The following is a 12,087-nucleotide window of genomic DNA, read 5'->3' on the forward strand; positions in this document are numbered from 1 at the left end:
TTAAAGACTATCTAAAAATTCATCAATGCTGATATTTGCTTGCTGCAAAGCACTTTTTAGCGTTCCGGGAGCTAATTCTGCTTTGATGGGAATAACGCAATTGACATGCTTTTTTAAAGTGACATGACTGCCTCTTTGCCGATCGCAGCTAAAACCCAAACGTTTAAAAGCACGAATAACCTCTTTGCTGGAAAATCCTGTGAGTTGAGATAACGGTATCGATCGCTTTATTTGGTTTTTATCATTCTCTAAGACAAGCTCGCGATCGTTACGGCGATCGAGAGCTTGTTGTAACTGCTGAATGCGTCCTTGAAAAACTTCTACATTTTGTAAAAGCCTAGTATTTTCTGCTTCTAAAGTTTGATTATTTTGTAGTATGTCATCCACAATTGATAGTTCTTTGATTTCTGGTAATACTTTGCGAGTTTGTTCTAATTCCCAAGCCATTTCCTGTCGTCGTTGGATTTGTTCGGATAACTGAGCTTGATAGCTGACAATCGCATTTTCCCACTGTTGGCGATCGCTATCCCACTGTGCTTGCAAGGCTAAATTCTCCTGTTCTCGTTCGCGTAAATGATGGGTAAAATGTCGTCGGCGATCGCGTGCTTCTCGTTCTCTTTGATAATAAAAATATTCCCCCCAACCCCAGAAAGCAAAGCTCATCCCCACCCAACTGACTAAAGTAATGCCTGATAAGTTCGCTTGCGTCTCTTTATCTGCAAAGCGATCGCTATATTGTACGGCAAATACTCCCATACCGCAGATCGTTCCTGCGATCGCCAACCGTCCTACACTGACGGCGATCGCTCTCAAGCGAGGAAAATTCGGACGTTCGCGGCTCAATTTTTGCATCGATCGAAACGATTACAGACTGCATGCACTCCATACTATTCTACCAGTTTATTCTCATTTATCTCAAACCGATCTGCAATATGCGAGGTTAAAAAAGTTCCTCGAAAATCCTCTTCACTGATAACTGATAACTGATAACTGAAATAATCGCTATCCTAGGGCGAAACAGAGAGCAGGAAGGAGAAAAAAGGCAGAGATAATATAAATAAAAGCCCAAATTTTTTGCTCGCAGGCTATCTTTGCCAGCATCCTTGCACCTATAATTGGCAGATTTCTTAAAAACGGAATACCATAGATAACAATGACCCCGATCGCGTTATACAGTAAATGCACCAAAGCAATTTCTAACGCTGGTAATTGATGGGTTGTCACTGCCGTTGCTGCGATCGTTGCCGTAATACAAGTGCCAATATTTGCGCCCAAAGTAAACGGATAAACCTGTTCTAAACTCAAAAAACCCGTTCCGGCTAACGGCACAATTAAGCTCGTCGTTGTGGAAGAGGATTGCACCAAAACTGTCACTAGGGTGCCAGAAAAAATCCCTTTTAGCGCCCCGGATCCGATCGCATTTTCTAACATTTCCTTTGCTTTTCCCACCAGCAACTCTTTTAATAACTTGCCTAAAAAGAAAATTGCAGCCAAAATAGCAAGAATACCGAAAATAATAAGAATTGTACCATTAAATGGAGTTGGAAAATAATTAGCGATCGCCCCTAAAAGTCCCTCAACAGGAGACGTAACTGCCCCAACTAAATTAAATTTCTCTGCATCGACAGCAACTTCCCCAACCACGAAACCTGCCAAAATCTGCGCCAATTTCTCGAAAAAGTGAGTGAAAATTTCCAATGGCAGAAAGATGACCACAGAAATAAAATTAAAGAAATCGTGAATCGTCGCCGCCGCAAATGCTCGTTGAAACTCCTCTTTTTCGCGAACATAACCGAGACTGACAATAGTGTTCGTAATAGTCGTGCCAATATTTGCCCCCATCACGATCGGTACGGCGACAGAAACGGGTAAACCTCCCGCCACTAGCCCGACAACGATCGAAGTAATCGTACTCGAGGATTGAATTAATGCCGTGGCTAAAGTGCCGACAAATAAGCCAGCAAAGGGATTGGTGGCAAAAGCAAATAAATCGATCGCCCTCTCCCCAACCACCAGACGAAATCCCGAACCGATCGCCCCCACCGCCACAAGGAGTAAATAGATTAAAGCGATCGCCCCCAACCAAAGATAAGTACGAGACGCGATCGCCATCTCGTTTTCTGTCTTATCAATTGTTTCCCTCATATTCAATCGGTAATGAGTTTCTCTCTATAGCTTAACGGGTGACTGATGATAACTGTTACCCGATCTATTTTAAGCAATTTTTAATATTTATTGTGCATTTAATTACGCTTTTATTTTGAAAAATGTTTTGACAATTAATATTTAACTTCTTCTTTAGATGATAACGCCAAAGATCGGGCTAGGATGAAAGCGATTCTCAACTCAAAATTGAGTAAAATTTCCACTTGCCAGCAATTCGTAATTTTTACAGAGAGGACTTATGGCGAAACGAACCTTTGGCGTGATCGGTTTGGCGGTAATGGGAGAAAACTTGGCTCTGAATGTCGAAAGCCGAGGCTTTCCGATTGCTGTTTACAATCGAACCGAAAGCAAAACAAAAATGTTTATGGAAAAACGGGCGCAAGGAAAAGACGTAAAGGCCGCCTATTCTCTTGAAGAATTTGTGAAATTGCTCGATCGCCCGCGCAAGATTTTAGTGATGGTAAAAGCGGGGAAACCCGTCGATGCAGTTATCCAACAACTAAAACCTTTCCTCGAAGAAGGAGACATGATCATCGATGGGGGAAATTCTCTCTATGATGACACCGAACGGCGCACCCAAGAATTAGAAGCGACCGGATTGGGATTTGTAGGGATGGGGGTTAGCGGTGGTGAAGAAGGAGCATTAAACGGTCCCAGTTTAATGCCTGGAGGAACTGAAAGTGCGTATAAAGAACTCGAACCCATCCTTGTTAAAATTGCCGCTCAAGTTGATGACGGTCCTTGCGTAACTTTTATCGGACCCGGAGGCGCAGGTCACTATGTCAAAATGGTTCACAATGGCATTGAATACGGCGATATGCAGTTAATTGCCGAAGCCTACGACCTGATGAAATCCTGTTTGGGAGTGAGCAATCCAGAACTTCATGAAATCTTTACGGAATGGAATAAAACGGATGAGTTAAACTCTTTCTTGATTGAAATCACAGCAGATATTTTCAAATATGTTGATAAAGAATCCAAGACTCATTTAATTGACTTGATTCTCGATGCGGCAGGGCAAAAAGGCACGGGACGCTGGACGGTTGTCAGTGCCTTAGAATTAGGAGTCCCCATTCCGACCATGTTTGCGGCGGTGAATGCTCGCGTTATGTCTTCTTATAAAGAGGAACGGATGGCAGCATCTAAGGAAATTACTGCCGCGATAACACCTTTTTCTGGGGATAAGAAAGCATTTATCGACAAAGTTCGAGATGCTTTATATTGTTCCAAAATGTGTTCTTACGCTCAAGGAATGGCTTTGTTGAGAAAGGCATCTGACGAAAAAGGATACAATCTCAATTTGGCAGAGGATGCGCGCATCTGGAAAGGTGGCTGTATCATTCGAGCAGGTTTTCTCGATAAGATCAAAAAGGCATTTACCGACAATCCCAATCTACCCAATTTGCTGTTAGCTCCCGAATTCAAACAAAGCATTCTCGATCGCCAAAAAGCATGGCGAGAGGTTTTGATGGTTGCGAATAGTACGGGAATTGCGGTGCCGGCATTTAGCGCCTCTTTAGATTATTTTGACAGCTATCGCCGCGATCGCCTGCCGCAAAATCTGACCCAAGCGCAACGGGATTATTTTGGGGCGCATACCTACGAACGCATCGATAAGCCTCGTGGGGAGTTTACCCATACGGAATGGATGCAAGGTTAAATCTCTAAATTTGTAGGGACGTAAAATTTTACATCCCTACAAATTATCGATCGCGATCGCCGACTCTATTCTTCAACTTGAGGAGTCAGAACTTTACCCACCGTCCAAAGGCGATCGGCATCACGAAGATAGAAGAGCGCAAAACACGCGGCTAACATCGGCCAAGCCGCAAAAAAGAGCAGATTCGGACTCTTAAAAGGGGTGAAGTATATACCAAAAGCAGACAACGTAGAAACTGCGTGCATGAGCAAGACCGCCCCATAGGTTAAATGCTTTTTAAAGCCCACAACAAAGCCAAGAATAATTAAGAGTTGTACGGCTCCAATGACGTAAATAATTGTATTTCCCAAACCGCCAATTTTATAAAAAGCTTCAAAAACTTTCGACGCATGCGTTGGATTGACAAACTTATCAGCCGTCCAAATAGCCATCACTAAAAATACACTCAATCTCAGCAAAAGGAGAACGAGCGGTAAGCGGCGATCGATTTTTTCTGAATTTATCATTGCGACCAATACCTCTATTGCTTATCTTCATAGAAGAATGTTAGCGCTTATCTATTAATTTTTTTCTGGTGAAGCAACAAAAATATTTATCCTATTTCTTATCATAAAATCCTGTGATTTCGTCAGAATCTTCAAAAATCTTTATATCGTTCTGTTATGAAAGGAAAGGATATTTCAAAAAATACCCTTTCCGATCTCAATATCTTATGCTCCTACTGCTTCTTTGGCAGCATACATCACTTCTAAAGTAATTTCGCCAATATTGCGATCGCGAGCAAATTTCTCAGTATTTCGCTTCACTTTTCCGCGCACGAAACCGGGAATTTTGTTCAATTCTCCTTTCGCTTCTTTACTCCAATTCAGATCGGAATCTGCAGAAATTCCTTTCGTAATTACTTCTTTGGTATCGTGACCGCCAAAGATTTCTAAGAGGTGATCTTCCATCCCTAATGTAAAGGAATTATACACCAAATCTGCAATTTGATTGGTGCCTTCATAGCCCACAAAAGGACTGTAACCAATGGGGAAATTTTGGATGTGAATAGGTGCGGCAATAACCCCACAAGGAATATTTAAACGCTTGCCGACATGACGTTCCATCTGAGTTCCAAAGATAGCAGAAGGTTCGAGCCGCGCGATCGCATCGCCAATTTCTCCATTATCATTACTAATCAAAACCTCGTCGCAATATTCGCTGACTTGTTCCTTAAACCAGTCCGCATCATACTTGCAATACGTTCCCGCAAGAACGACATGAATTCCCATTTCTCGTGCGAGAATTTTGGTCATGGCTGCAGCATGAGTATTATCGCCAAAAACGACTGCTTTCTTACCGGTTAAATTCTGACAGTCAATGGAACGAGAAAACCATGCCGCTTGAGAAACATAGCGAGTTTGATTGTCGATAAAACTTTCATAATCAACGTTCGCACCTTGTTCATTGAGAATTTTTTGAATCTGTCGAATACAACGAGCCGTTTCTACCACTCCCATTGGGGTAATATCAACATAAGGCGTACCAAACTCTTCTTGTAAATACTGTGCTGCCATCATTCCTAATTCCCGATAAGGAACGAGATTAAACCATGCTTTCGGAAGGTTTTTAAGTTCGTGGACGCTGGCGCCTTCAGGAATCATGGCATTAATTTCAATCCCTAAATCTGACATTAAACGCTTCAATTCTGTGCCGTCATGTTGGTTGTGAAAACCAAGGGTAGAAATACCGATAATATTAACCGAGGGTTTTGCCGTTTTCTCTTCAGAAAGTTCGCCTTTTTTACGGGCTTTATTAATGTAAAACTGAACGATTTGTTGTAAAGTGCGATCGCCTGCTTGCAGTTCGTTGACCCGATAGTGATTTACATCTGCCAGCATCACATCGCCTTTGGAGTCTAATTGGGCGCGATCGACAAAGTTTTGTAAATCTTCTTGCAAAATACTCGAAGTACAAGTAGGAGTCAAAACGATTAAATCGGGAGTTTCTTCCTTATCTTTACGGGTAATATTGTCGACAACTTTTTCTTGAGAACCTCGTGCTAAAACATTGCGATCGACAATACTCGCGGTCACGGGGGTAAAATCTCGTTCTCGTTCTAACATCGATCGCATAACGTTAAAATAATCATCCCCCAAAGGTGCGTGCATGATCGCGTGAACATTTTTAAAAGAACTGGCAATGCGAAGAGTGCCAATGTGTGCGGGTCCTGCATACATCCAATAAGCCAATTTCATAAAAGATTGCCTCCAGCAAGTAATTGTAAAATTTCTTAATGCTCGACGATTCGTTGCTAGAGCATTGTCTCAGAAATTTGGGCGATCGCGATTTTTCACCCAATCTCTTTATAACTATTCTCCAAATCCTTAAAATCCTTGCAATGCTTGATACCTGTTGCCTTTATCGCTCAATTAAACAATGAAAATATTGTTTAATTGAAATGATTCTTCATCCTTCTTCATTTTTGTTTGCAATATATCCGAACAGCAAACAATGATTTTTCCTTATTCGTTCAGAGATCGCTTGTAGATGTCGATTTGTAACTGATTCGGAATCTTGAATTTTTGTTAGGTTTTTGATCTGATTTTAAAGGCGATCGCTTTAGATATCTAAGAAGATTGTTTTGCTTGGCGACAGTCCCTAATAATCGTAATGGGAACACCTTGCCTCGCAACATTATGAACGATGGGACATTCGGGAAATAAATCTTGTAATTCAATAAAAGGCATCGCAACATAGTAATCAGGACGACCTTTTACACCATAATCCAAATCGGATTCTATATCTAGCACTTGTAGATCGGATTTGGCAAACATTTGCCCGATATAAAGTGGACCGCCGATCGCAAGGGTTGAATTAGGTTCGGCATTTTCATTAACCCATTCCGTTCCTTCTCGTAATGTTAATCCCCAGTAATCCGTATCAAAACGCCCATGAGCATGACTCAATCCTCCTGAAATTCGACTAAAATAAAGATATTGATGGGGATGTAGCGTCATCATATCAAAAATAATCGGACTAATTAAAACCATCAAGAATGCGATCGCGGCTAATTTCCAAGTCTGCTGCCATATTTTCTGATAAATCCAACTCAAACTGGCTGCAGCAATGGCCGCAACTCCAGGAATAATGAAGAGAAATTGACGCATTCCCGCATAAACATTCGCGTGTAAAACAATGGCAAGGAGAGGAGAAAAGGAAACTTGTAGTAGCACTAAAACCACGCATGCACGTTGTAGATTGGTGAAAATTCGATAATTGGCTGCAATAAAAATTAAACCGATAATGAAAGAAATCAACCAAAGAAATGGATTCGCAAGAAAGAACCACAACGGTAAATAATACCAAGGATTTTCGCTAGGTTTAATCTCCATACCCTGAAATAAATTAACTCCAGGCCAAGCATGATTGGAAGTATAGTGTAGAGTATCTAAAAACCAGCCGACAGGATTCGACCAAGAAGCCGGATAAACAAGAGTAGTCGTTGCCATCCAAGCAATACCAATCAAGAGATAAAAAAGCCAATAGCGAGGAATATCACGCCAAATATCTCGCAGATTAAACCGCGTCAAACCATGAGCGAGAACAATAAAAAATAAGAGGAAAAAGCCACCAATTCGCGTTCCCGTTACCAACCCAATTAAAGCGCCATAGAGGAGAAAACAAAGCGTGATTTTATTGAATCCTAATTTGAGTTCCCATTCCTTTTTTTGAAGATAAAAATTGATTAATAACGATCCCATTAATGTTCCCAGCGTAAACATTGCTGCGAAAGGAATATCTTTCGGATTAAAAAATCCGTGTGCCCAAAAACGGGGAAATAAAGCTAATACGATAGGGCCGAACCAAGCATAATCTATTCCTACGAGTATGCCAACGATCGCAGCAACGCAAATATAAGCGATAAATGCGACCAAAAAAGTGAGGGGATGTTTGACTTTGATCCGTTCGTAAATTGCTTGGGCTACCCCTGTATCTCCTTCCTCGATCGCTTGTGCTTCTAAGGGATTGTGGGATAATCCTTTGGTTGCATATTCCTTGAGTTGAAAAGCAATCTCACTGGTCAAATTAAAAGCAATCCCATAATATTGCAAATCTTTAGGGATTTCTCGACCTCGAGCGATCAGTTCATAATTGTATTTCACCGTAGAAATTTCTGTCCCTTCATCCCAACTCACGCCATAATCTCTAACAGTAAACAAACCAATCGCCAATAATACCAACAAAACAGTTATGACTTTGAGTATTGCTTGCTTAAAATTCGCGGGTGAGGGATAGATTTTCATCGCACAGTTCAGAGTTAAATCCAGGCTAATTATCTCATTCTTTCGCCGATCGCGATCTCGACCCGGGGGATTCTGCAACCTTTGTCCAAAAAAAGCTATTGTTGGGGGATGAAAGATACGGGCAAGAATGAAACCCATCTGCATTCAAGATCTATCCCGATCTCACCCTCATCTTTCCCTTATTGGTTGTCGCGATCGCTTTTGGTAATTGGCACGAATGAAACGATTAGCTCTTTGGCAAAAACTCTTTTGTTACTTCTGTATCGCGGTTCTGGTGTGGGGTTTGCTCCCCAGTTCCGCCTCCGCCCAACGCACTCCTAACTCTCCTCACGCTAACATTCAACCCTATCTCGATCGCGCGATCGAAAAAGTGACGGAGTTTACCCTTGAGAATGGTTTGCAATTCATTGTTTTGGAACGTCACGAAGCCCCAGTGGTCTCTTTTGCCACCTATGCCAACGTCGGGGGGGTTGACGAACCCGATGGCAAAACTGGAGTCGCGCATTTCCTCGAACACCTTGCTTTTAAAGGGACTAGCCGTATCGGGACGCGCAATTACGCCGCCGAAAAACCCCTCCTCGATCGCCTTGACACCTTAGTGGCTCGACAAAAAGCCGCGATCGCTGCCGAGAAAAGCGAAGAAGCCGAAAAACTCGCCGCCGAAATTCTCGCCGTGCAACAACAAGCCGACGATCTCAGCATTAAAAATCAATTCGGACAAATTGTCGAACAAGCGGGAGGGAAGGGGTTAAACGCGGCAACGTCCATTGATTTCACGTTTTATTCCTATAGTTTGCCCGCCAATAAACTCGAACTCTGGATGTCCCTCGAGTCAGAACGCTTTCTCGATCCCGTCTTTCGCGAATTTTTTAAAGAACAGGATGTCATCTTAGAAGAACGGCGGTGGCGTACCGACAATTCCCCAATCGGACAACTGGTAGAAGCCTTTCAAGACAAGGCTTTTATAGCTCATCCTTACAAAAGACCCATTATCGGTTACGATGAAGATATTCGGAACTTAACGCGGGAAGACGTACAAGAATTTTTCGATCTCTACTATGTTCCGAACAATATCACGATTGCGATCGTCGGTGATGTCGATCCCGATCGCGTTCGAGAACTGGCGCAAATTTATTTCGGACGCTATGCCGCCAAACCCGCTCCCCCAGAAGTCACGATTGTGGAACCCCCGCAGCGAGAGACCCGGGAAGTGACCTTAAAACTCAAATCCGAACCCATTTATCTCGAAGGCTTTCACCGTCCTTCTCTCAACCATCCCGATAGCGCCGTTTACGATGCGATCGTGGCGATCCTCAGTAACGGTCGCACCTCTCGTCTCTATAAATCCCTCGTAGAAGAGCAGCAGATTGCCCTCAGTGCCGCAGGATTTACTGGATTTCCGGGAGATAAGTATCCTAACTTAATGATGCTTTATGCGACCACAGCACCCGGTCATACCTTAGAAGAAGTAGCACGAGCATTAGATCAAGAAATCGAACGCTTACAAACCGAACCCGTCACCACGGAAGAGTTAGAGCGGTTCAAAACTCAAGCGCTAGCAGGCGTTCTTTATAACTTGGATTCCAATGCTGGAATGGCATATTCCCTCGTCGAATATCAAGCAAAAACAGGAAACTGGCGCAATTTATTCGAGCAGTTGAAAAAAATTGAAGCCGTTACTCCCCAAGATATTCTCCGGGTTGCCAAGACAACATTTACTTCCGAAAACAAAACTATCGGCAGACTGCTCAAAGATGAAGGTTGAAATACGTTTTCCCCTCTTCCTCTGTGGCTCGTTTCTATCTCTTGTTGTTTGAAAGAAAAAGAATGAAAAAAACGCAAAACTATTTAAAGTGGTTGGGATTGTTTTTAGTGACGTTGTTATTGGTTGCCTTTTCTGCGCGATCGGTGACAGCCGCTACCCCGAGACATTATGACGAATTGGAATTTCCTCCCCTGCCAGAAGTTCAACTTCCCGACTACGATCGCTATCAACTCGATAATGGAATTGTGGTGTACCTCGTCCAAGATCGAGAATTGCCCCTCGTGGGAGGAACGGCTTTATTTAAAACCGGTTCTCGTTTAGAACCCGCCGATAAAATTAGTTTAGCCGGACTGACCGGCTCGGTGATGCGAAGTGGCGGCACCTTGAAACATGCGCCCGACGAACTCAATGAAATCCTCGAAAATCGAGCGGCTTCAGTCGAAACAGGTATCGGTGAAACCAGTGGCAGTGCAGGTTTCAATGCCCTCAGCGAAGACTTAGAACAGGTCTTTTCTCTCTTTGCTGAAGTGATTCAAGAACCTGCTTTCGATCCCGCACAATTCGAGTTAGCAAAAAAACAGATTCGCGGGGGAATTGCTCGCCGCAATGACGATCCCGATAGTATTAGCGGCCGAGAATTTTCTAAGCTCATTTATGGCGATACAAGTCCTTATGCTCGCACAGTCGAATACGAACATCTCGAGAATATTTCTCGGCAAGATCTCATTGATTTTTATCAACGTTCTTTCCGTCCAGAGCAAATGTTATTGGGAATTATTGGGGATTTCGATCGCGATCGCATGAAAGCCTTAATTGCTGAAAAATTTGGCTCTTGGCAACCTCCCGCCGCCGCTCCTCTCCCCGCCATGCCTGAAGTGTCAACGCAACAACAAGGCGGACTCTTTTTCATCGAACAGCCCCAACTTACCCAAAGTTACATTCAAATCGGTCATTTGGGGGGAATTTTGAAAAACCCAGATTATCCAGCTTTGAGTGTTGTCAATGGCGTTTTAAATGGCTTTGGCGGGCGCTTTTTTAATGAAGTGCGATCGCGCCAAGGATTGGCCTATTCCGTCTATGGATTTTGGAGTCCCCAATACGATTATCCGGGGATGTTTATTGCGGGCGGACAGACGCGATCGGATACAACGGTGCCGTTTATTCAAGCCATTTTCAAAGAAATTGCAACCTTGCGAGAGTCTCCTATTTCCCCAGAAGAGTTAGACTATGCCAAAGAATCTATTCTGAACTCCTTTGTTTTCAACTTTCAAGACCCGGCCCAAACCATTCAGCGATTAATGCGCTATGAATTTTATGGCTATCCTCCCGATTATATTTTTCAGTATCAGCGAGGAATCAAAGCCACAACAATTGAGGACGTACAACAGGCTGCTCGCAAATATCTCTATCCCGATCGCCTCACCACTTTGGTTGTTGGCAACTCCGCCGATATTAACCCGCCTTTGAGTAATTTGAATGACGATATTAACATCGTTGATATTACCATTCCTGCTTCTCAAAAAAGTTAACTGATTGCCTCTTCGATCGTGTCGGGACTTGCCCACACGATCGCTCAATGATTCACCCTTTATACTGAATTAAAATGAAAATTAAAGCAACAGTCTCAAATCTCATTATTAGTGTTGGTGTTTTCGCATTTAGCCCTGTTTATCTGGCTTCTCCAGCCTTCGCACAAAACACCAAAGAAGCTCAATGCGATCGCCTGATTGACATTGCCAATGAAGCGGTAACCGCAGCACAGTCAGCCAATACCGATGAAGGTGAAGATCAATTACAAGCGCTTTTAATGGCTGCGGAATCTATTAACGAAGCCGCAAACAAAATGGCGAATTTATCTTTGAGCGATGGCGCTCTCAATGGCTACCGTCAAGGATTTATTACGATGTATCGGCAAACCAGTCTCATGACGAGACGTTTTGTAGATGCGTTTGCCACTGAAGACCAAGAAGAAATTTTTGCGGCGTTGAATGATTTGCAAACGGCAACTCAAGATGAAGACCGCTTGGTCACAGATCTGAATAATTATTGCGATCGCCAGTAAAATTAAAAAATAGAGATATATCGATGCGGCTTGGGAACAATTAGACGCGAGAGATTAATGTCGGGATGCTAAATTTAGCATCCCGACATAATTTTACCAAAAAATTGGGTCTAAAGCCCCGTCCTTTAGCGGAGCGGAGGACGGCTTT

At 43.0% G+C, this 12,087-nt stretch carries 9 protein-coding genes; 4 read left to right on the plus strand and 5 right to left on the minus strand.

Annotation, left to right across the window (positions count from 1 at the left end; translation table 11 throughout):
• Positions 1-852 (minus strand): type II toxin-antitoxin system HicA family toxin, encoded by an 852-nt coding sequence (locus AC6RV6_RS17435; protein WP_500242154.1) that lies wholly within the window; start codon positions 850-852, stop codon positions 1-3.
• Positions 853-1,002: 150 nt separating this feature from the next.
• Positions 1,003-2,145, minus strand: a complete 1,143-nt coding sequence (locus tag AC6RV6_RS17440) for a Na/Pi symporter (RefSeq protein ID WP_500242155.1) — start codon at positions 2,143-2,145, stop codon at positions 1,003-1,005.
• Positions 2,146-2,404: 259 nt separating this feature from the next.
• On the opposite strand from AC6RV6_RS17440, the gene gnd reads away from it, so the two are divergent.
• Positions 2,405-3,826 carry a decarboxylating NADP(+)-dependent phosphogluconate dehydrogenase gene (gnd, locus tag AC6RV6_RS17445; RefSeq protein ID WP_500242156.1) on the plus strand — a complete coding sequence of 474 codons (1,422 nt, stop codon included), beginning with the start codon at positions 2,405-2,407 and terminating at the stop codon, positions 3,824-3,826.
• A gap of 65 nt (positions 3,827-3,891) precedes the next feature.
• Here gnd and AC6RV6_RS17450 read toward each other — a convergent pair whose 3' ends face one another.
• The 3 genes from AC6RV6_RS17450 to AC6RV6_RS17460 all read right to left on the minus strand — a co-directional run bounded on the left by AC6RV6_RS17450 (position 3,892) and on the right by AC6RV6_RS17460 (position 8,112).
• Positions 3,892-4,332 (minus strand): hypothetical protein, encoded by a 441-nt coding sequence (locus tag AC6RV6_RS17450; RefSeq protein WP_500242157.1) that lies wholly within the window; start codon positions 4,330-4,332, stop codon positions 3,892-3,894.
• A 204-nt stretch (positions 4,333-4,536) separates the two neighbouring features.
• Entirely contained in the window at positions 4,537-6,063 is a 1,527-nt protein-coding gene (gene bchB / locus AC6RV6_RS17455; protein ID WP_500242158.1) for a ferredoxin:protochlorophyllide reductase (ATP-dependent) subunit B, read from the minus strand.
• 372 nt (positions 6,064-6,435) lie between these two features.
• Entirely contained in the window at positions 6,436-8,112 is a 1,677-nt protein-coding gene (locus AC6RV6_RS17460; protein WP_500242159.1) for a glycosyltransferase family protein, read from the minus strand.
• A gap of 217 nt (positions 8,113-8,329) precedes the next feature.
• Here AC6RV6_RS17460 and AC6RV6_RS17465 point away from each other — a divergent pair, with 217 nt between their 5' ends.
• From AC6RV6_RS17465 to AC6RV6_RS17475, 3 genes are all read left to right on the plus strand, one after another.
• Positions 8,330-9,877, plus strand: a complete 1,548-nt coding sequence (locus AC6RV6_RS17465; protein WP_500242160.1) for a M16 family metallopeptidase — start codon at positions 8,330-8,332, stop codon at positions 9,875-9,877.
• A gap of 62 nt (positions 9,878-9,939) precedes the next feature.
• Positions 9,940-11,406: a M16 family metallopeptidase gene (locus tag AC6RV6_RS17470; protein WP_500242161.1), complete on the plus strand. Its 1,467-nt coding sequence runs from the start codon at positions 9,940-9,942 to the stop codon at positions 11,404-11,406.
• Between the two features lie 74 nt (positions 11,407-11,480).
• Positions 11,481-11,939, plus strand: a complete 459-nt coding sequence (locus AC6RV6_RS17475; protein WP_500242162.1) for a hypothetical protein — start codon at positions 11,481-11,483, stop codon at positions 11,937-11,939.
• The last annotated feature ends 148 nt before the right edge of the window (positions 11,940-12,087 follow it).

The sequence above is a fragment of the Spirulina sp. LEGE 11439 genome (assembly GCF_059821285.1).